Below are 22,171 nucleotides of genomic sequence, written 5' to 3'. Positions count from 1 at the left end.
AAACTGTCATTAACTACAGACTTAGTGTAATTAGCAACAGACAATTCATCAACAGTGTAAACAATCGCTTTACCATCACTGTAAACAGGTAAATTAGTGAAACTACCTGACCAAACATTACCAGAACCGCTTAAAACAACTTGATCAACAGGAGTACCATCAGCAAGCAACACAAAGGTCACATTATCAGGTCTGAAACCATCATGATCATCACTATCATTCCAAACTTTAGTAACATTCACACTAGTGAAATTAACCACATAAGTGTTCATGATAGTATAGTTTGCAAAACTGTCATTAACTACAGACTTAGTGTAATTAGCAACAGACAATTCATCAACAGTGTAAACAATCGCTTTACCATCACTGTAAACAGGTAAATTAGTGAAACTACCTGACCAAACATTACCAGAACCGCTTAAAACAACTTGATCAACAGGAGTACCATCAGCAAGCAACACAAAGGTCACATTATCAGGTCTGAAACCATCATGATCATCACTATCATTCCAAACTTTAGTAACATTGATTTCAATAGGTTTTAACACTACTGTAGTATTATTTGAAGACTTGTTTTCAGTTTCGTTTGATGTCGCATTTACCCTATTTATCCAAGTTCCATTTCCAATTGCTGTAAAAGTTATATTTAAACTAGTTGATTGATTAGGTTCTAAAGTTCCAATGTAAACGAATTCATTTTTCTTATTATACCAGTTTTCACCTTCAAACTTACCATCGAAACGTAAACCTTGAGGAACTTCTTCAAATATTCTGATATTTGTTAATCTGTAGTCCCCATTGTTTTTTACAACAATTGTGAATGTAGTTTCATTTCCAATGTAAACTGTTTTATTTAATGTAATTTTTTCAACAGTCATATTAGGACGGTAAACTGTAAAGTTTACAGTATCATTTCCAAATGTATGGTTTGAAAGACCAACAGAAACGTTGTTTGTCATTTTTCCTGAATCTGTTACATTGAAAGTTAATATGATATAAGCTGACTTTTTAACCTCTAAAATTTCATTTAATATCCAGAGTTTAGTTTCATTATCATATGTCCAGTTATATGGAGAACTGAATGAAACATATTTTAAAGCATTGCTGAAACCTGTTTCATTAATCCAAACCTCAGATAAATTACATTCTCCAGTGTTAGTTACTGTAATATTGAAATCAACTTGTTTATCTACAAATACAGGGTTAGTTATAACCTCTTTTTCAACTGTCACATTTGGATTGTAGGTAATATTAAATGCGAATACATTCTGGGTAGATGACGGAGTAATGATTTCTTTGAAATTAAATACTGCTACAGTTCCATTATCATAAAATCTTAATGCATTAACTGTAGGAACCCTGAATCCTGAATCATACAAAGCTATGACTTGTTTAACAGTTTCATTATCACTATTTCTATAATCATGATCAGTAAATATATTTACCAATTTTTGAAGATTTGCATGTTGTGTTTCATCATTCCAAAATTTAAAAATTAAAATTTTGAGATATTCACCAATATTTTCTTCTGTTAATGAATTTTGATCATATCTTAGATTTTCCCATAATACACCATACTGAGGATAATCAGAATATTCTTCTGAACAATAAGCATAATATCCGTCCATTATTGCTATTTCCTTATCTGTATCATATTCCATTGTTAAATATTGTGTATGATTCATTGAAAGCGCAACTTGGCCGGGATGAGTATTATTTGATTCAATCAATTTTGTAGCAGCAAGTACGACCCAATTATCATCAGCAACATTGTCATAGAATTCAGAGTTAGAGACATTTGCAATAATTGTACAGATTGCAGCTCCGTGATCCCCATGATTGTTAATGAATACTGAATTTGTAATTGTTGGATAATCGGCACTTACAGCTCCACCATAACCTTGGGCAAAATTATCTTTAAAAGTACAATTGTTTATAGTATCTCCAAAACGGGCGCTTGAAATAGCTCCTCCACCATATCTGACTGCTCTATTACCTATGAATGTGTTATTTTCCAAATAATTATGACCATTTTCATATAATATGGCACCACCACTGATAGCCTGATTATTGTTAAAGTTAGAGTTTGTTACATGAGTGTCGACACCCAATGAATAAATTGCTCCTCCTTTTGTTCCCAAATTAGGTTCTCCATCCATAGTAGTAATTACACCGTTTTCATTAAATGTACAGTTATTGATTGTTGCGTTTGCAATTTCATGACCTGAAACAACTTTAGCAATATAAATTGCTCCACCTCTTCCAGCCCAATTTTTATCAAATGTACAATTTTCAACTAGATTGTCATTGTTTCTAATGCAGATTGCTCCACCATTATCTCTGACTGCATTATCATAGAATTTGGAATTTGTAATCTCAGTACCTTGACCTTGAGAGTAAATCGCTCCTCCCCAATTTGTATTGGAGTTGGAATCAAAAATCTGATTGGAATTAAAGCTACAGTTATCTATTTTAGTATTCGGATTAACTGTGATAATTGCTCCGCCATAGGTTCTAGCATGATTGTTATTAAATGTACAGTTTTTAATATTGTTATATCCGGCACGTGCATAAATTCCACCACCATAAGCAGAACCTGAACCATAGTTTGCATGATTTCTTGTAAATGTATTGCCTTCGATTGTTGCATAACCATAATTATAAATATTGATTGCCGCACCCTGTGTTCCATAATTGTTATTAAAAGTGTTATTTACAATGCTGGCATAAGGTCCATCAATGGCTATTGCACCCCCAAAACTTGCAGTACAATCTTCAAAGTAACTGTTTTTAATTTCAGTATGTTTTCCTTTAGTGTAAATTCCACCACCATAACCAACAGGGTCATTGCTTTTAATAGTACAATTATCAATGACAAGATTGTCACCGGAGTTGAAAACCGCTCCACCGCACCATGCACTCGAACCTGATGCAGTTGGAGCATAATTACCTCCACCATTAATAAAGGTCAATCCTTTAAGGACTACCCCATTTTGTGAAATCTTAAATATGGATTCTTGATTTCTTGCATTGAATATTGGATTTGCTCCATTATAAGCCATGACAGTGGTGTTTTCCTTTAAAGAAATACCATAATTATTTGAACCAGTGTATGTGCCATCCATTATAAAGATTGTATCGTTTTCTTTATAGTTAGCATTATTAATGACTGCTTTCAGATTTCCATAAGGATTACCTTCTGACCCGTCACCACCGGTTGCACCGGCTTTTACATACCAGCTATTCCCAGTATTCCCCTCACCTAAGCTATCACCAACTGAAGCTTTTAAAGGGTTACCATGATCAACTACTAAATCTCCATTATCCATTCCAACCACAGCATTATTATTTGAATTGCTTGCAGCTGAAACAGTGCCTATAACTACGAATAATACTAAAAGTATTAATAAAATTTTCATTAGTTTATTAAATTTCATTTTTTTCCCTCATAGGGAGTCAAATCAAATAACCAACTAATCAAATAATATAAATTAAATTTATTTCAAGTTAATTTAAACCCATAAATAATAGAATCAACTATTTTTATACAAATAACAACAAAAATCAACTAATTGAATTAATTAAAATTATCATTATAAGTACTAAGCCGAATAATACCATAATATCAGTTAAATTAAACATTAACATTTGATTTTTTATTTAAAGATTTGATTTAACTCAATAAATCTTAAATTATATTATTAAAATGTTTTAATTTGAATAAAACATCTTCTAAGTAAATAATTTATTACAGAATGTTAAAAAAACATTACTGCAGAATATATATTACTTCATTTGAATATTTAAATATTTTTAAAAAAAATAAATAAAATAATATAAAAAAAATTGAATAAATAAGCAGAATAATAAAAAAAGTATCTTTTTTTAATAAATTTAAAAATACTTACGCCATTTAATAATTTAAGAAATTAGTTAAATATAATTTAAAATTTTTATATAACTATGAATAATTACCAATCAAAATAAAATTTAATGACTAAACCATAATAATATCCAAATCTAAGTTGTTTATAATACGAACAAAATATATTAATTTTATTGAACTAAATGAAAAATTATTAAAAATTGATTGGAGCAATTTTTTAGGATTTATCAAAACTAAAAAAAAAAACAGAATCTGCAAACGATTTCCACAATCAGACATTAATCTAAAAAAGAACATATTTTTTGAACCGAATAATTTCTTCCAACATGAAATCAATGTGAAACCTGCATATCCTATATTTTTCATTTCCCACAGACCATGAAAAATGTTAAAAAAAAATTACATAAGACCCATAGTTTAAATGTTGTTTTTTGCAACAAAAATTCTACAATAGATTTTTTCAAAAAAGACAAATCACCTGACAATTTTAAAAATTACACCATTAAAAGTGATTTCCTGACAAAAATCAATTCTTACTGCAAACTTTTTATAATTCATGAAATTTCAAAAATAAAACAATGCAAATATGGTTGAATATTTGAAATTGAACCCAACAAAACCCAAAGTTTCAAAATGATAACAATTAAAGGGATTTAAAATAATATTAAAAAAATCTACAATATAAAAATAATAAAAAAAAGAAGAATAATAATAAAATTATTCTTTAATGGAACGAGCTAATTCAGCACCTTTTTCAAATGCTTCAGCTAAAACATCCTCATCAGGTACAAATAAAACATCTAAAGTATCAGTTACAGTAAAGCCTGCTTCTTCCAAATCTCTTTGTAGTTTAGCAATAGCTCCTCCACCCCATCCTTTGGATGAGAAGATTAATGCGTTTTTCTCACTGCCAGTTCCTTTGAAGTTAACACAATCCAACCAGTACATCATGTTACCAATTCTTGGGAACGGTTTGTTCATCATTGTAGGAGCACCTAATGCAATAGCTTTAGAGTCAAGAATATCTGTTATTACATCATCAGGACCATCTTCCTGCATGAAATACATTGCTACTTCAACATCTTCACTCATAATACCTTCAGCGATTTGGTAAGCGAGTTTTTCAGTTGAATGGTGCATAGTATCAAAGATAACAGTAATCTTATCTTTGCAGACCCCAGATCCCCATTCAACGTATTTTTCAACGATTGGACCGGGATTTTTCCAGATTTGACCGTGACATGGTGCAATCATTTTGATTTGTTCCAAAAGGCCATTGTTGGTCAATTCATCCAATTTCATTCTAAGCATTGGGGAACCTAAAGTTACAAGGTTTGCATAGTATTTCTGTGCTTCCCTGATCAAATATTCAGTATCATAGTATTCATCGAATCTTTTGGAGTGAGCCACATGCTGACCGAATGCATCATTTGAGAATAAGATTCCTTCTTCCGCCAGGAATGTGAACATGCTGTCAGGCCAGTGAAGCATAGGTGCGGATACGAATTTTAAAGTTCTTCCACCGATATCCAATTCATCACCGGTAGCTACGGCATTGATTTCCAAATCTGAGAAATTATGGTATTGTGCTTCTAAGAAATTAATACAGTTTTGTGATGCATATATCTCTGCATCCGGGTTGTATTTAGCAATAGTTTCTCTTAAAAATGTTGAATGATCCATTTCAGAGTGGTTTTGAACAAATACGTCAATCTTGAAGTCTTTTCCTTCTTGTTCAAATGCATCCTTTACTCTTGCATCGAACTGTTCAAACATTCCTCTGTAAACATTATCAATTAATACGGTTTTTTCTTCACCAAATACTAAATAAGCATTGTAAGTAGTACCTGGGATTCCATATCCATGGAAAGTTCTACTGTGCCAGTGGATTACTCCAACCCAGTAAACACCATCAGCCATTTTTACTGCTTTTGCTTTCATATTTATAACCTCAAAATATTTAAGTTATATAAATTTATATTCTATGTATTATATAAAATATTATATTTAATATAAAGAGGTTATATTTTGAACAAAAGAATTGATTTACATATGCACAGCTTATTTAGTGACGGCGAATTGCTGCCATCAGAACTTGCAAGAAGAGCCTTAAAATTAAATCATGAAGTAATAGCCATAACAGATCATGTAGATTGGTCAAATGTCGATACAATTCCCGCCATTCAAGATGCGATTGACGACATCAATGCCAATTGGGACATAACTGTTGTCTTGGGTGCTGAAGTTACACACGCTCCAATCGAATCCATTGACGGAATAGCTGCAAGAGCCAAAGATTTAGGCGCTAAAATTGTCGTGGTCCACGGTGAAACATTGAACGAACCTGTAACTCCTGGAACAAACAGAGCTGCAGTTGAATCAGAGTATGTTGACATTTTAGGCCATCCTGGTTTGATTACTGTTGAAGAAGCCGAAATTGCAAAGGAAAATGATATTTATCTTGAAATTTCAGCACGTAAAGGGCATTGCCTTGGAAACGGCCATGTTGCAAACGTCGCCCGTGAAGTTGGAAACAAGCTCCTTGTTGATACAGACACACATGCACCTAGCGATTTGATAACCTTTGAAAAATCATATGAAATAGGATTAGGGGCCGGATTAACTCATGATGAAGTTATGAAAGCAATTGTTGATAATCCTCGTGAACTTCTGAAAAGCAGAGGAATCCTATGAAAGCATCCAAACTTTTAAATATTATTCGTGAAGATTTAAAGGATTATCCTATAGAATATTTGAGAAATAAGGTTACTGATGATAGATATAAGGACCCTTTAACTAAAAAGCTAGCAAAATATAACTCCGGCGTATATGATGAGATTTACAGCACTGAAATTTCAGAGGATTTTGAGATTAAGGATGCTGTTATCAAGAATATGCGTGCAGATATCGGATTTTATTTCGACACATATGCCGGCGGTGATGAGGAAACCAAAAGATTTACAGAAAGCATTTCTCTCTACTTGGCTCTAATAGCTAAAGAACCGCTTCATCCATATTCTGAAGACAAAAAAGAAGATGTATTTTATTTGAATGGGGAATACTACTGCAGAGGACGTGCAAAATATATCCATGATAAGCGTTCGCTATGCAGATATTGCGTAAGCAAAAATGTCCCGTTCAATATGATGTTTTAATGATTCATTTTAAAACATTATATTTTAAAATTAAGTCTTTATCTAAAGAGAATGAATCGACCAACTCCAATTTTACCGCTTCATCCATAGTGTCAAAGCCATCCCCATCAAAGAATGTTTTTGCATTCGCTCCCCCAACAACCATAGGAGCTACACAAATGCTGATCTCATCAATAAGACCTGCTTTAATCATTGAAAAGTTCAAGGTCGAACCTCCTTCAAGCATTAACTTGCCAATCCCCTCCTCATGAAGATAGCTCATCAATGCCACAAGGTCAACCCTTTCATCGCCTGAAAAGAAAAACTTAACCCCTCTGCTTTTAAAGATTTCATACTTTTCAGACTGCTTTAACTCATCCTTATATTCATTGGCGACAGCTATTATTGTTTTTGCATCTGAATTTGTAATTCTGGCATCGATTGGAGTTCTGCACTTACTGTCAACAACCACCCTTATCGGATTATCTTCAGGATTTGCATCAATCTTATGGACTGTAAGTCTTGGATCATCCGCCAGAACAGTTCCTATTCCAACCATTATTCCATCACATTCCTTTCTGATTTCATGAACCCTTTCCAAATCCTTCTTTCCTGAGATATTTGAAGAACCTGTGGCTGTTGCAATTTTACCATCCAATGTCATTGCAGCATTTAATATTACGTATGGCTTCATTTTTTCACCTAAATATGATAGAACATTTCCTTGATATGCAGGAAGTTTGCAAGTGTTTGGTTTTCAAGCATTCCCGGCATAATTAATGCAACTAAGATACCGAGTAATCCAAAAGCAATACCGATTGCCCAGATTATCTTGACCGCATCCTTTTCTGCAATAGGTTTCCTTAAAACCAATCTAATCAATGATTTAAAACCGACATCCGGACGCACTAATTTACCTTCATCGTTCAATTGAGTAGGTTTTTGCTGAGAACGATTCATAACGCCCGCTGAATAGAACTTTAAGGCAGCATCAATTATGTTTGGCATTAAAACTATGAATGCAATTAATTTTACCCTTCCAATAAATGCAATACATACGATAGCTGCACCGATAATGAGTGTACCTGTATCCCCAGGGAAAATCTTTGCAGGATATCTGTTGTAATATAAGAATGCGATTAATGCACCAAGCATACTCATGGAAATGATTGTTACATCATATTTTCCCAAAATTATACATGCAATGGTTAAGGATGTCATTGAAATAACGCCCAAACCTGATTCTATTCCGTTTAAACCTGCAAGCATATTTGTCAGGTTAGAACCGATTGACAATGCAATAGGTATTATAATCAGGTATAATACTCCTACATTAGGAGGTGCTGCCCAAATCAATGGAAGACCTGCTAAAAAGAGTAAGAAAAACTTTTCTTTTGATGAAAGTGCAAGCAAATCATCAACAATTCCAATAATTCCCACCAATAGAATAACTATCAGAACAATACATAGCTTAGCGGTCAATATGTCGTGCATGTAGATTCCGGAAAACATTCCCATTACAAAACCGAACAATATTCCGAATCCACCCATTTCAGCAACAACCGGCCTCCATGATTTATGGATGTCCTTTCCAACAATATCTGCCGCTTCAAGTTTTCTAATTATTTTAGGCATGGATAATCTGGTTATAAAAAAAGAAAGCAAACCACAGATTATAGCAATAACATATAAAGGAAGTTGTGGTAAAATCATCATAATTAAGTATATGACATTCATTATTAAAATAAGTAATTATTTTTTATTTAAAATATAGTAAACACTTCTAAGAGGAATATCTAATTTCTCAGATATTTTCTTAGCGGATAACCCCTCATCTTTAAGGAGTTTAACCAGATTATGGTCATGTTTTCTTTTTGTGTTATCAAAATCAGCACCACTTTTTTTTAGCAGATAATAAACCCTGTTAAGTGTTATATCAAGCTCCTGAGAAATTTCCTTTGCAGATAAACCTTCGTCTGACAGCCTCAATACTTCAAATTCAGCACCATTTGTTTTTGACTTGGCTCCCCAGTCATATTTCTTTGTTACTTGGATATCGAGTTTTTCCAATGCATCAATATATGTTGAAGATGTTCTCTCATATACGCTGGGAGCGCAAGTAATTTCAACCAAGTCCGGATATTCATTTATCAAATCCACAATCATTGAAGCAGTTAATGCCTTTGTTATATGAACTGTTGTTACGGGTTCATCCATATAATCACTATCTTTTAATCAATTTTAGGAATTCCTTGGACTTGTCGCTTTTCGGATTTTTAATGTTATCTATATTCTTTATTTCTTTTTTGATTCTGGATTCGTTGATATTGAATGCATTGCTGATGTTTTCAAGTGAAATATCGGAATTTTGGGAAATCAAAGCTGCACCAAGGGCTACATGGTTGAATTTAATGTTTGAATTTCTGATTTGCTTTTCGAATTTGAATTTTTCATATAAAAGCAGGTCCATTTCAGGAACTGGGATGATTTTAATATCTGTGAAATTATTCAATGTTTCTATTACATTGGAATAGCCGTCCTGAAAAACTTTCCTTTGTTCCCTGTCCAATTCAACGCGTATATATGGGAAAGGTCCGTTATTTATTCTGCGGGAGTTGTTTGAGGTTGTCAGGTAATATCTGAATATGTCCCAGATTATTAAGGTTGATGCAATGTTTACGAAGATATTCCTGTAGATATTATCCCTTATTTTCAAATCACGTCTAAGGGATCTTTTCATCTTTCCATACCTGTCAAAATATCCTAATTTGATGAATTCCTCTTCTATCTTTGATTCTCTCCACTGGTCAATTGCATTCAAATCATATCTGTCAATGAAATCAGGATTTTGATTTTCATATTCGGAAATGACATCATAATACTTATTAAGCCTTTTAAAATCCGTCAATCTTCTTTTTAATATATCATCTTTGATGCTATCTATAATCTCTTCGGCATATCTGACATAAGCAAGGGCCAAAGCTGTTCTTGCATGCTTGTCATCAATGATGGCGGGTTTGGTCCTATGGAATGCCAAACCTTCTATCCTAACATTCCTTCCGTATATCCTTCTGACTTCCTCTTCATAATTGTTTACAAATTCAGAACCTAAAGTTATTTTTTTCCTAATCAGACGATTATTCTTATCTTTAAATCTTATGCGCAGAGATACTGTCTTTACAACACCTTTACGTTCTTGTTTAAGTATGTTTAAAACTTTTTTAAGGGATTCTCTTCCATAGCCGCAGAGTTCACTCCTCAAAACCATATAATTTCCTGATAACGGCAGGTATGGGATGATGTTAATCCTATGTGCTGCTTCTTTTCTTATCTTAAAGGTAAATCCTTGGCATCCGCAGCTGCATTTGGCATCCATCTGCTTATATTCGCTGATTGAATATTGCTTATAACATGAATTGCATTTGACATAACCGAACTGTTCAAGGTTTCCGATTGCAATCTTATGGGAATCTATTGCGGATTTAACCCTTTCCAGAATGTTTTTCTTGGCATTTGCACGTGTAATGAATATCTGGTTATGGCGGCTGTTTTCACCGATTTCCTCAATCGCCACATCTTTGGTGGATTTCGGTCCGTATTTATTTATGGGTGTGAAAGGGGTGGTGTAACCCTGGTCATCCATATCCTCTTTCAGTTTCTGCAAATATTTTAGTCTGTCATCTAGCTTAAAATAAAGATTCTTGAAATTTTCAAAATCTTCAATATCATCTATATTGATAGAATCTTTTGAAATTTCTTTTAAATAGTTCTCAGCTTTGTTTACTAGGACAGACTCTTGCATTTTAATCTAATTATTGAATTCTTTCGCCGACTTTTCCATTTTCATCTGGGGATAATAATGCGCCGGATTCACCGGTTGCAAGAATCATTCCTTCAGATAGAGTTCCGAATAATTTTGCTGGTTGCAAGTTAGCTACAACACAGACTTTTCTGTCAACCAATTCTTCAGAGGAATAGAATTTTGCAAGACCTGCTACGATTTGTCTTGGTTTTTCCTCTCCGATGTCGACCTGCAATTTCAATAATTTGTCGGATTTTTCAATTTTTTCCGCTTCTAAAACTTGTCCTATTTTAATTACTACTTCATCAAAATCATCAATACTGATTAAATCACTCATGCTTTCATCCTCACTGCTTTCTTTTAAGTTTTCTTGTAATTTGGCCTTTTCGGCTTCAATCACTTCATCATCAATCTTTTTGAATAAAGGTTTTGCCTTATTTATTTCATATCCGCTTGGAAGGGCTACTGCCGCATCTTTCCATTGGGACAAATCATCGATATTCATTATTCCTGCAATCTTATCAGCTTTGCTTGGCAAGTATGGTTTCAATGTGTAAGCCAATGTTTTTGCAAGTTGATTAGATAAATAAAGGCAATTAGCTGCTTTTTGCATATCCTCTTTTACAGCTTTCCAAGGTTCCTGATCGTTGAAATACTTATTTCCCTTTTTGGCAACCTTAAATATTTCAAGCAATCCTTCCCTGAACTCGAAGTTGGAGATATATTCTCCGGCTTTTTCAGGCAACTCTTCAATAGCTTTCCTGAATTCCTCGTCTTCCTCGGAAGGATTGACATATTCAGGGATTTTATTGTCAAAATACTTACGGGTAAATGTGAATGTCCTGTGCAAAAAGTTTCCGATTACATCAGCCAGCTCATCATTGTTCCTTCTCTGGAAGTCATCCCATGAGAAGTCTGAATCCTTATTTAAAGGAGCGTTGATTGTCAAGTAATATCTTAAAAGGTCAGGTTCATAATCTTTTACAAAATCAGCAATCCAAATAACCCAGTTTTTACTTGTAGACATCTTTTCCCCTTCAAGGGACAGGAATTCTCCAGCGTAAATCATGTCGGGCAATTTGCATCCGTATGCCTTTAATAATCCTGGCCAGAATATTGAATGGTGGTAGATGATATCCTTTCCGATGAAATGAACTACAAAGTCATTCCAATACTCTTCCCATTTAATGCCAGATTGCTCTGACCATTGGCTTGCTGATGAGATGTAACCCAAGAATGCTTCAATCCAAACGTATAATACTTTGCCCTTGGCCTCTTCAAGCGGCACTGGAATACCCCAATCCATATCTCTTGTCAAAATCCAGTCATTCAATCCATCATTCAGCCAGTTGGATGCATAGTTTCTGACGTTTGCCGGAAAGTTTTCATTGTTTTGGATGTATTCCTTTAAGTCATCCTCCAGTTCGGATAGCTTGAATGCATATTGGAAGGTGTCTTTGATTATTGGAGTGGTGCCGCAGGTAATGCAGTGCGGTTCATCGAGTTCTGTTGGATCCAATGCTCTTCCACATTTTTCACAGTGATCTCCTCTTGCTTCAGACCCGCAGACCGGACATAATCCTTCCACATATCTATCAGGCAGGAACTTATTACAGTTCGGACAATATAACTGTTGAATATCTTCCCTATAGATAAATCCCTTATCATATAAGTCCTTAAAGAAATTCTTAGCAATCTCATAATGCTTTTCATCAGTGGTCCTGGTAAAGTTATCCAATGATATGTTCATTGATTCTACATCTTTTACAATCATATCATGGTATCTTTTTGAAATTTCAATCGGTTTTTTATTTTCCTTATCCGCCTTTACTGCAATTGGAGTTCCATGCTCATCGGTTGCGCAGACGAGCAGCACATCATTGCCGACCATCCTGTTGTACCTGGCGTAGATATCCGCCGGCAAATAGGTTGAACGGATGTGTCCCAAATGACATGGTCCATTTGCATAAGGAAGTGCACATGAAATAAAAATTTTTGACATTTATCTAATCCCCTTATCTATTTTAAACATGATATAATTATGTTACTCATATTTAATATAATTAATATTTTTACACTGTTATAATATTATAAATTGGAATAAAAAGTGATTTTAAAAATAGGATAGCTATTTAATATAGGAAATAAAAAGTTAAAAACATGGCTGAAGTTTCTTATATTAACCCATTATCCGATGAGGGAAGAGGAATCATAAGAGGTTACGGGGATTTAAATCAAATATTCGATGAAGATGAGACACTAATCGATATCATAACCCGCACTACCAATCAGAAGATATCAGATGATTCAATAATTCCCAAATCATACCATGATCTTGCTTTAAAGCGTATACAATGGGCGATTGAGAAAAAGAACAACAAGAATTTTACCCAATCAGAATTCGAATACATGACCAACAGCGAACTCTATGCTCAGGATGTAGTGACATTCCACATTTTGTGTCAAGCCATTGCAGTTCAGTTCAACTTAGGTTCCCGTGAAAGCAGACTGTTCATTGAATCACAGGGCACCCTTATTTTAGAAAGGCTGGCCAAAATACCTCCAATGGTCAGGGCAGAAATAATCGATGAAGTTCTTGATGAAGTAAAAACCGACGGGTCCATCAACTGGAAATCCCTAAAGGAAGTCATTTCAACAAAAAAACTGAAATTGACTGACCTTTTAATCGACAATGGGGACATCATTCTCCAACAGGACGATTTTCTGGACAGATTTGCTGACAAGTTCCATGACAGAAGCCCTGACAGGATGTATGGAATATTGATTGGTGACAGCGTTAAGGAGCAAATCCTATCAAGACTGATAATGCAAAAGACTGAAGAGTATATCCAAAGAATCAAGGACATGTCATCCAGAGTTGAATTCCATCCGGCAATTATAAAAATCGGTGAAGAATTAAAAGAATTCATTCCGGAAGAAACAAGCAAATATAATCAGTATTATGCAGGAAGCGGAGGAATATACGGCAGTGTTGAAGCCGGAAAATTAAATCCTGAAGCGTTTCCTCCATGCATAAAAGCTACAGTCGAAGGAGTATCATCCGGTGGACGTAACGATGCAATAGTTCTTCTTTTAACATCATTTGCATCATATGCAAGGTTATATCCAAGAATATTCGCTTCCGATGAGACAATCAAAGTTTCGGATGTGGATCCAGACTTATCAATTACAGAAAATGAAATCCTGCCACTGATTTTTGATGCCGCAGACAACTGTACACCACCCCTGTTTGAAGACCAGCCGCAGGAAAAAATCAACATCATCTCAAAACTGGGCTTCGGAATGCACGAAACACTTAACATCAATCATGAGGGTGAAACCAAATGGTACACTCCAATGAGCTGCGAAAAAATTAAAATACATCTTCCAAATCTATGCCATCCCGACAAATCCTGCAAAGGCATAAACAATCCCCTATCCTGCTACGGACGTAAAAAATACCAGTTGGATAACCAGGCAAAAGAAGAATAATCACATGCTGCTTTGAGAAAATTGGAATGGATTATGGTTTTCATGAATTGCATCATAATATTTATTTAATATTTTTGATTCCCACATGTTATAATTGGCCTGCTCGTTCTTTTCAAAATTATATGCCAGAATGCCAATTTTCCTTTCATATTCATCGATGTCCTTTAATTCACAGAATTCTGTTATGATATCCGGAATGTACTCACAGGGATCATCGCTGCTGAATTCCAAAAATTCCTCATATTCACTTTTTGAAAAGAATTCCTCTTCAGAAATAGGGTCTTCATGTGATTTAATCGTGAACAATTCAATATAAATATTATCTGCCAAAGGAAGTTGGTTCAATTCTATTCCAAGACCATATACTTTACCGTTTTCAAGGTTCAATACAGTATGTCCTGTTTTAATGCCCACCATCCAATTGTCAAAAGCGGGCTTAACAATGTCTTCTGGCGTTAATCCTGACAGAATGGTTTTTAAATGTTCAACGCCAATTACTTCAACAATCTCTTCCATGAATTTATATTTTCAAATAATATTTAATAAAACTTATTGAATGAAGCCTGGACGACAAACAACTTTTATGTCCATGTGCCAAAGACACTTAAATGAAAATGCACGCTTACCTAATAAATAAATACTTTAAAAAAGTAATTTATAATCATGTTTTCTAAAGCTACACTTAAAGAGCGAAGGCAATATTACCGCGAAGAGTGGGACATCAAAGACCTTCCGGACTTCATAGCTAAAGATTTGAAAAAAAGGGAGTTCGGTTTTGACCATAACGGCAGAGGTCCTAACGATAGATATAAGGTATTCGGCGGAACTGAGTCATTAAGGAAGTTCTTAAGATACAAAGCTCCCTTTGCAGCATACATCTCTGTAGCTTTTTACAACAATCCAAGAAGAAGAGAGGACTGGCTGAAAGCCGAATACATTTTTGATGTGGATGCAAAGGATATTCCTATCAGGTCCTGTCAATGCGATGGAGTTTGTGAAACTTGTCTTGGCGAAGCTTTGGAAATCGTAAATTCCCTAATTGACACATTGGAATCTGATTTAGGGCTTAAAAATATCCATTTAGTTTATTCCGGCAGAGGATATCATATCAGGATACTTGATGAGGAAATGATGACAGCGAACAGCGAGCTTAGGTCTGAAGTCCTGAAGTATGTCGCAGGCGCTGAAGTTCCCAAATCCCAGTTCATGAATTCTGAAGTTTCAAATCAGAGCTTTAACTTCGAACACTTCACAATTCCTATTGGCTATTCCAAAATATTCACAGATAAGGTTAAGTTCAATGTAGAACATCTCGTAGGTAACGAAAAAATAGACGGAATCAACCCAAAGCTGATGAAAGACATCATGGCTTCAAGACATCACTTGGAAAACGATGATTGGGGTTATTTCAAACGGGATATAGGTCCAAGACGTTATAAAAATTTCGTGGAAGCGATGGCACGCGTAAATCTTGCAACAATTGATGCCAAGGTAACAATTGATTTGAAAAGAATATTAAGGCTTCCTTCTTCACTCCACTCAAAGGTAAGCATGAAGTGTATGGAAGTGAAAAACAGGGAAAGCTTTGATCCGTTCGATAAAGCAGTTCCTAAATTTGTATATGAAAGGAAAGGTGTTTGATATGGATTCCATTTTAAGAGACATTTTGAGAAAAAACCAGTACTTTGAAGAAATCAACGAAAACAGGTTTGTTCCACAATTTTTAGGACTGATTGTGAATAATGTTGTAGTCTATCATGTTAATTGGATTGATATCGTTGAAAGGGAAATAATCTTCATGCACAAGGACATACAAACTCATCCGATAGCCTCAATTGTCATTGACAATCTCACTTCATTGATGATTATCACAAACGAAGGAATAAAAGAAGTTTTATAGCAGTTCCTTCATTTTGAGATATTTTCCTGTCAAGCTATTTTTAGAATTAATGATTTCTTCCAAACTTCCGCTGGCCAATATTTCTCCTGCAGTGAAGTCTTCACCTATTCCAATATCAATGATATAATCCGCATTAGCTATCAAGTCCAAGTCATGTTCAATTACAATAACAGTAGCGCCTTTTTCTATTAAATTATCGAATACATCGATTAGAACTTTAACATCTAATGGATGAAGACCTATTGTCGGCTCATCAAAGATGAATATTGAATTTTTTTGTGATTTTCCAATTTCGGATGCTAATTTTAATCTTTGAGCTTCTCCACCGGATAAGCTTGGAGTCGCCTCCCCCAATGTAAGATAGCCCAAACCCAAATCAGATAGCTTCTGCAATTTTGATGTGACCTTTTTAAGTTCAAACAATTCCTCCAATGCCTCATCAATAGTTAAGCTCATGACATCCGCAATCGACAAAGCATTAAAAGTTATTTCATCAACTTTCTTATCATATCTGAGACCGTCGCAATCTGGACATGTCATTTCAACATCAGGCAAGAACTGCACATCCATTGAAACATGCCCTGTCCCGTTACATGTTTCGCATCTCAGTTTTCCAGTATTATATGAAAAGTCAGCCATTTTGTATTCATCAGTTAATTTGGCGAATTCACGCCTTAAATCATCCAGGACTTTTGAGTAAGTTGCAACGGTGCTCCTTACATTTTTGCCGATTGGGACACTGTCAATCAGGTCTATCTTTTTAATGTCTCCGCAATCCACATCACGGACCCCTTCAGGCAAGTCTTCATCGTTAATGTATGCTTTAACAGCCGGATATAATGCTTCCAGAAGCAGTGTTGTTTTACCACTTCCAGATACTCCTGTTACGGCAGTCAATTTGCCTTTGGGAATTTTAATGTCCATTTCCTGCACATTGTGAATTTTGGAAGTTTTTATTTCTATTTCCCCATTTTCAAAGATGTTTGGTGATTTATCCCTTATTATAATCTTTTCAGAGTTTGATAAGAATGGTGCAATTTGTGAAGATGGATTATCCTTAATCTCATCCAAAGTTCCTTTTGCAATAATATTACCTCCATCTGCACCGGCTTCAGGCCCCATTTCAATCATGTAATCTGCAATTCCCAATATTTTTGTATCATGGTCAACCAGAATAATGGAATTTCCATCTTCAACCAATCGTTTTATTACACTGATTAAACCGTCGACGTTATTAGGATGAAGGCCGATTGAAGGTTCATCCAGCACATACAGAACACCTGTTGTGCGATTCCTTAATGTTTTTGCAATTTGGACCCTTTGAAGCTCTCCGGTGGACAATGTATTTGAAGGCCTGTCAAGTGAAATATAACTTAAGCCCAAATCCAAAAGGATTTTCGCATTATCCATAAACTCTTCAGAGATATCCAAGGCCATCTCCTTAACACCTTCAGGTAATTTATCGATGACTTCAGGAATCCAGGATGTCAGTTCCTTCAGATTCATTTTACAGGCATCAGATATGCTGATTCCACCAAAAAGAGTTTCGCGAGCTTTTGAATTTAATCTGGTTCCTCCGCAATCGCCACATATCCTAGTCGTTAAAAATTTATTAATCTTAGTTAATCCCTTTTCTGTTTTTGCGTTTTTTAAAGCTTCTTCAATAGCTTTATGGGCGTTTCTATACTCAGCATTCAATTCAAACAGTTTACCATTTTTGGAAGGAATGTTAATGTATCTTTTAACTGCAGGACCTTCATAAACAATTTCCTTTTCCTCATCGGTCAAATCCTTAAATGGAACATCCAGTCTGACGCCAAGCTCTCCGGCCACATGATACATCCAGGAAATACCAAACTGATTCCATGCATCGACCGCACCTTCTTCAATGGTTTTTGTTTCATCGGAAACTAATTTTGAGTCGTCAACGTCCCTTATATAACCTGTTCCACTGCACGTAGGGCATGCACCGTCTGAGTTGAATGCATATTCCTCAGCACCTAAACCCCAGAATTCTACACCACATTCAGGACATTTTATAGGAATTTCACGGGCAACATTTAATGTAGGCTCCTGGATATGCCCGTTGGGGCAGGTGTAATTGCCGCATCTTGAATATAATAGCCTTAAAGAGTTTAAAAGTTCAGTTGAAGTTCCGAATGTTGACCTGATGCTTGGAATATTCGGCCTTTGATGCAATGCCAAGGCTGCAGGAACATACTGAACCAAATCAACATGTGCCTTTTGGGATTGTGAAATCCTACGGCGAGTATAGGTTGATAAAGCATCCAAGTATCTACGAGATCCTTCAGAATACAATACCCCCAAAGCTAGTGAGGATTTGCCGCTTCCAGAAACTCCTGAAACTGCCACAATTTTTCCAAGAGGAATGTCCACATCAATATTTTTTAAATTGTGGACTTTTGCTCCTCGGATAATTATCATGTCCTGGTACATACTTTATTATTTTAAAATGAGATTTAATAAAATTTGTCAATTAATTTACCATCGTGGCTGAATTGCAATAAAAAGATAATTAAAAAAAGTAAAAATTTATTCGATAGCTTTTTTATCTGATTCAAGGCATATGTTTATGATTTTTTCTGAAATCACTTCCGGAGATCCGTCAGCAGGAATGACATTCCACTCATATGTGGCGACTTTTGTTTTGGAACGTGCTTCCCTTAGTGCATCAATGTTTTCAAACATTTCTTCGGCTTCATTACGGGATTTTATTCTCCTTAAGGATTCTTCCGGTGTAACATCCAAAAAGAACATGCAGTCAGATTTCGGAAGGACAAATGAAACAATTTTATAGACAATTGTATTGACTACATTCGGAAGGTATGCCACAGCCAGAGTATACCTTGAAAATATCAGGACATCAGTGTCCTTGTTATAATAATACATATGAACAGATCTGATAGCATCGAGACCATAATAGAGAGTGGCCTTGATATGATTGATTTTACCTGTTTTTAAAAGGGCTTGTTTAGATTTTTGACCAAATTTATTGTCTGAACATGGATGTGAACGTATAACAACCTCACGTCCATTATCTTCATACATTTCAGCCAATAAGTTAACCTGAGTATCCTTTCCGCAACCGTCTAATCCGTCAATTACAATAAATTTATTCATAACGCACCCATAACCTACTCAATCGGATAAAATTCAGAGTATGTGGAATTTCTCTCAATAGGATTTCTGCCCAAATCTTTAATCATTCTACTTAATGTAGAAATTGATGCATCAACACCATCAGGTGCTCCTGAAGCTTCGGACAATTCATCTCCACCCAATGTTCCTCCCAAATCATTAGCTCCGGCAGTAAGTGATACTTGAGCAAATCTGAAACCCATTTTCACCCATGATACCTGGATGTTTGGAATTAAATCCCTGAGCATTAGTCTTGAAACTGCATATAATTTTAAATCCTGGGTTCCTGTAGCTCCCAAATCGCTTTGGCCTTCCAAAAAGATTGGAGAGTATTCGTGCATGAATGTCATTGGAATGAATTCTGTAAATCCATTAGTGTCCTCCTGGATTTTTCTAATAATGTCTATATGTTCTACCCTTTCCTCTAAAGTTTCCACATGCCCATACATGATTGTTGCTGAACCTGGAATTCCAACTTCCTGAGCAGTCTTGACAATGTCAATCCATTCAGCCACGCTTACCTTTTGAGGACAGATTATCTCCCTTGTCCTGTCGGTCAAAATTTCTGCGGCTGTTCCAGGCAATGTGTCAAGACCTGCATTTTTAAGCATTTCAAAACCTTCTGCAATGTCTATTCCTGATACCAAACATGCATCACGAACCATTGTCGGTGAAAATCCATGTATTGCAACATCAGGATAACTGTCTTTCAATAAAGTAAGCAGATGCACATAATAATCAATGTCTGCATCCTTAAGAACTCCACCCATCAATGTGAATTCACGGGCGCCGTTTTCAACAGCTCCCCTGGCCTTTTCCATAATTTGCTCATCGTTTAAAAGATAAGCTTCAGGGTCGTCTGCATCCTTTCCAAATGCACAGAAACCACATCTGACTGTACAGATATTGGTAAAATTAATATTGCAGTTATTAATGAATGTTACATTGTCGCCAACGATTTTTTGTCTTAGAAAATCAGCAGTTGCCAGTAAAGGGTACAAATCAGCCCCTTTAATATTCATCAAATGATTTGCTTCTTCAACAGTTATTGGTTCATCCAAGGATTTGGTTAAAATCCTTTCTGTTTTAGAAGAGATAGGTAGTTTGTCAAACATGATTTTATATTATTTTTAAGTTAAATAAAAAGGTTACTATTAATTTAAATTAATGTATGCAAAAGGTACATTAATAAAATTGAATTAGATGGATTTAAATATATTTTTATAATAAATAAGATAAATAAAATAATTATTAATCAAGATGTGATAATATGGATAGTAGTGAAGCTATTTTTGATGGGCTTAAGGATGCTGGAATAGACTTTATCGTAAGTGTTCCATGCGTCAACTTATCAAAATTATTAGATATGATAAATGAAGATGAAGAAATCATCCATGTTCCAGTAACACGTGAAGAAGAGGGAATTGGAATCTGTGCGGGAGCTTATCTTGGAGGTAAAAAGCCTGCCATCCTAATGCAGAATTCAGGGCTTGGAAACTCTGTTAATGCATTGAAATCATTGACTGAACTTTATGAAATGCCTTTACTTATGATTATGAGCCATAGGGGAACTGAAGGTGAAAACATATGTGGACAGGTGCCGATGGGCCAGTCAACACCTAGGATACTTGAAGCTATGGATTTCAAATTTTTCAAACCTGGAAATCCTGAAGGGGCATATGAGGATTTGAAGGAAGCATGGGATTTGTCCGTTGAAGAGGGAAAGCCTGTGAGCTTACTTCTGGAAATTAAATACTGGTGATAACATGGCAAGAAGAGAAGCTATTGAAGACATAATGAAATGCATTGATGATGAATTGGTAGTCTGCAATATTGGATTTCCATCAAGAGAACTCTATGATATTGAAGACAGGGATGAAAACTTCTACATGATTGGATCAATGGGTCTTGCCTCATCAATCGGACTCGGATTGGCGCTGGCCAGACCGGATAAGGACATTGTCGTCATTGACGGTGACGGTTCACTGTTAATGAACATGGGTTCACTTGTAACAGTTTTTGCAAATAATCCCCACAACCTAACTTGGATTGTAATAGATAATGGCGCATATGGTTCAACCGGAAATCAGGATACCTATGCTCAGGTCCTGGATTTGGTTTCTGTTGCAAAAGGTGTGGGTTTTGTAAACAGCTATAACTTCAAGGATATAAATTTAAAGGATTTTATTAAAAGTGACGACACTAGCTTTATCGTATACACTACAGAACCTGGAAATTCAAAGGCTCCTATAATCGACTTGGATCCTGTTTCAATCAAAAACAGATTTATGAATATCCTCTGAATCTTTCCTAATAAATGAATGTCTTTTAAAATAGTAATAAATTATTATTAAAAACATGCAAAAAAATGTAAATGATATATAAAGATTTGTTATTCAAATTAGACAATTATTAATATGGATGAAAATGAAACTTACAGATTACTTGGCTACATTAAGATTTCCCCATATAGAACCGAAACATTAAGGGCAATTGGCAATGAAATAAAAATGCCTTCTGAAATTGCAAGAGAAATAAACGTTAAGACAAGTCAAGTTTCAGCTGCCCTTTCCGATTTAAAAGAAAAGGATTTGGTAATCTGCTTAAATGAAGAAGTGAGAAAAGGCAGATTATACAAATGTACAGATTTGGGATTGGAGATAATCAAAAAACTGTAGCCACATATTTGAAATTTAAAAAAAATTCATCCCTTTCCATATTTTCTTATTTTTTTAAATATTAACTGAAAAAGCGTATTGCTATATAGACCACTCCTTTTAAAAATCAGATTATCTAAC

General features: G+C 35.0%; 19 protein-coding genes. 8 read left to right on the top strand and 11 right to left on the bottom strand.

The features are described from left to right. The coding region (locus E7Z77_RS07525; RefSeq protein ID WP_292752289.1) for a Cna B-type domain-containing protein at positions 1–3,437 on the bottom strand (3,437 nt) is incomplete at its 3' end. Positions 3,438–4,603: 1,166 nt separating this feature from the next. Next, complete coding sequence (locus E7Z77_RS07520; RefSeq protein ID WP_292752286.1) at positions 4,604–5,827, bottom strand: FprA family A-type flavoprotein; 1,224 nt, start codon at positions 5,825–5,827, stop codon at positions 4,604–4,606. 87 nt (positions 5,828–5,914) lie between these two features. Here E7Z77_RS07520 and E7Z77_RS07515 point away from each other — a divergent pair, with 87 nt between their 5' ends. Beyond that, positions 5,915–6,580, top strand: coding sequence for a histidinol phosphate phosphatase domain-containing protein (locus E7Z77_RS07515; RefSeq protein ID WP_292752283.1), 666 nt, complete (start codon positions 5,915–5,917; stop codon positions 6,578–6,580). Continuing rightward, the gene (locus E7Z77_RS07510) at positions 6,577–7,041 is read left to right on the top strand and encodes a DUF2115 family protein (protein WP_292752280.1); all 465 of its coding nucleotides are present in this window, start codon (positions 6,577–6,579) and stop codon (positions 7,039–7,041) included. Before E7Z77_RS07515 ends, E7Z77_RS07510 begins: the two co-directional genes overlap by 4 nt. Positions 7,042–7,045: 4 nt before the next feature. Here the strand turns inward: E7Z77_RS07510 and E7Z77_RS07505 are convergent, their stop codons facing one another. The 5 genes from E7Z77_RS07505 to metG are packed head-to-tail and all read right to left on the bottom strand — an operon-like array spanning position 7,046 to position 12,824. Continuing rightward, entirely contained in the window at positions 7,046–7,714 is a 669-nt protein-coding gene (locus E7Z77_RS07505) for a 2,5-diamino-6-(ribosylamino)-4(3H)-pyrimidinone 5'-phosphate reductase (RefSeq protein WP_292752277.1), read from the bottom strand. Between the two features lie 8 nt (positions 7,715–7,722). Beyond that, entirely contained in the window at positions 7,723–8,736 is a 1,014-nt protein-coding gene (locus E7Z77_RS07500) for a glycosyltransferase 4 family protein (RefSeq protein WP_292752274.1), read from the bottom strand. 36 nt (positions 8,737–8,772) lie between these two features. Then, positions 8,773–9,237, bottom strand: a complete 465-nt coding sequence (locus E7Z77_RS07495) for a hypothetical protein (protein ID WP_292752271.1) — start codon at positions 9,235–9,237, stop codon at positions 8,773–8,775. A 7-nt stretch (positions 9,238–9,244) separates the two neighbouring features. Further along, positions 9,245–10,822, bottom strand: a complete 1,578-nt coding sequence (locus E7Z77_RS07490; protein ID WP_292752268.1) for a DUF530 domain-containing protein — start codon at positions 10,820–10,822, stop codon at positions 9,245–9,247. 10 nt (positions 10,823–10,832) lie between these two features. Beyond that, positions 10,833–12,824, bottom strand: a complete 1,992-nt coding sequence (gene metG, locus E7Z77_RS07485; protein ID WP_292752264.1) for a methionine--tRNA ligase — start codon at positions 12,822–12,824, stop codon at positions 10,833–10,835. 158 nt (positions 12,825–12,982) lie between these two features. Between metG and E7Z77_RS07480 the strand changes: the two genes are divergently transcribed. Then, the gene (locus tag E7Z77_RS07480; protein ID WP_292752261.1) at positions 12,983–14,314 is read left to right on the top strand and encodes a DNA primase; all 1,332 of its coding nucleotides are present in this window, start codon (positions 12,983–12,985) and stop codon (positions 14,312–14,314) included. Here E7Z77_RS07480 and E7Z77_RS07475 read toward each other — a convergent pair whose 3' ends face one another. Then, positions 14,315–14,830, bottom strand: coding sequence for a hypothetical protein (locus tag E7Z77_RS07475; RefSeq protein WP_292752258.1), 516 nt, complete (start codon positions 14,828–14,830; stop codon positions 14,315–14,317). A gap of 147 nt (positions 14,831–14,977) precedes the next feature. On the opposite strand from E7Z77_RS07475, the gene priS reads away from it, so the two are divergent. Together priS and E7Z77_RS07465 are read left to right on the top strand one after the other, a co-directional pair. After that, a complete protein-coding gene (priS, locus tag E7Z77_RS07470) occupies positions 14,978–15,955 on the top strand; it encodes a DNA primase catalytic subunit PriS (RefSeq protein ID WP_292752253.1) in 978 nt (325 codons plus the stop codon). A gap of 1 nt (position 15,956) precedes the next feature. After that, positions 15,957–16,214 carry a hypothetical protein gene (locus tag E7Z77_RS07465; RefSeq protein ID WP_292752251.1) on the top strand — a complete coding sequence of 86 codons (258 nt, stop codon included), beginning with the start codon at positions 15,957–15,959 and terminating at the stop codon, positions 16,212–16,214. On the opposite strand, the gene E7Z77_RS07460 is transcribed toward E7Z77_RS07465, so the two are convergent. The 3 genes from E7Z77_RS07460 to cofH form a co-directional block, all read right to left on the bottom strand. Further along, positions 16,209–18,671 carry an ATP-binding cassette domain-containing protein gene (locus E7Z77_RS07460; RefSeq protein WP_292752248.1) on the bottom strand — a complete coding sequence of 821 codons (2,463 nt, stop codon included), beginning with the start codon at positions 18,669–18,671 and terminating at the stop codon, positions 16,209–16,211. The two genes, E7Z77_RS07465 and E7Z77_RS07460, sit on opposite strands and share 6 nt — an antisense overlap. Before the next feature lie 96 nt (positions 18,672–18,767). Continuing rightward, positions 18,768–19,355 carry a deoxynucleoside kinase gene (locus E7Z77_RS07455; RefSeq protein WP_292752245.1) on the bottom strand — a complete coding sequence of 196 codons (588 nt, stop codon included), beginning with the start codon at positions 19,353–19,355 and terminating at the stop codon, positions 18,768–18,770. A gap of 14 nt (positions 19,356–19,369) precedes the next feature. Then, positions 19,370–20,488: a 5-amino-6-(D-ribitylamino)uracil--L-tyrosine 4-hydroxyphenyl transferase CofH gene (gene cofH / locus E7Z77_RS07450; RefSeq protein ID WP_292752242.1), complete on the bottom strand. Its 1,119-nt coding sequence runs from the start codon at positions 20,486–20,488 to the stop codon at positions 19,370–19,372. Between the two features lie 155 nt (positions 20,489–20,643). Here cofH and comD point away from each other — a divergent pair, with 155 nt between their 5' ends. The 3 genes from comD to E7Z77_RS07435 all read left to right on the top strand — a co-directional run bounded on the left by comD (position 20,644) and on the right by E7Z77_RS07435 (position 22,051). Next, complete coding sequence (gene comD / locus E7Z77_RS07445; protein ID WP_292752239.1) at positions 20,644–21,135, top strand: sulfopyruvate decarboxylase subunit alpha; 492 nt, start codon at positions 20,644–20,646, stop codon at positions 21,133–21,135. Between the two features lie 4 nt (positions 21,136–21,139). Further along, positions 21,140–21,676, top strand: a complete 537-nt coding sequence (gene comE, locus E7Z77_RS07440; protein ID WP_292752236.1) for a sulfopyruvate decarboxylase subunit beta — start codon at positions 21,140–21,142, stop codon at positions 21,674–21,676. Positions 21,677–21,790: 114 nt separating this feature from the next. After that, a complete protein-coding gene (locus tag E7Z77_RS07435) occupies positions 21,791–22,051 on the top strand; it encodes a helix-turn-helix domain-containing protein (RefSeq protein WP_292752233.1) in 261 nt (86 codons plus the stop codon). Positions 22,052–22,171: the final 120 nt, after the last annotated feature.

The sequence above is a fragment of the Methanobrevibacter sp. genome (assembly GCF_015062985.1).
GTDB lineage: Archaea > Methanobacteriota > Methanobacteria > Methanobacteriales > Methanobacteriaceae > Methanocatella.
Note: the sequence above shows the minus strand (reverse complement) of the source record. Positions and strands in the feature narration are given on the sequence as shown.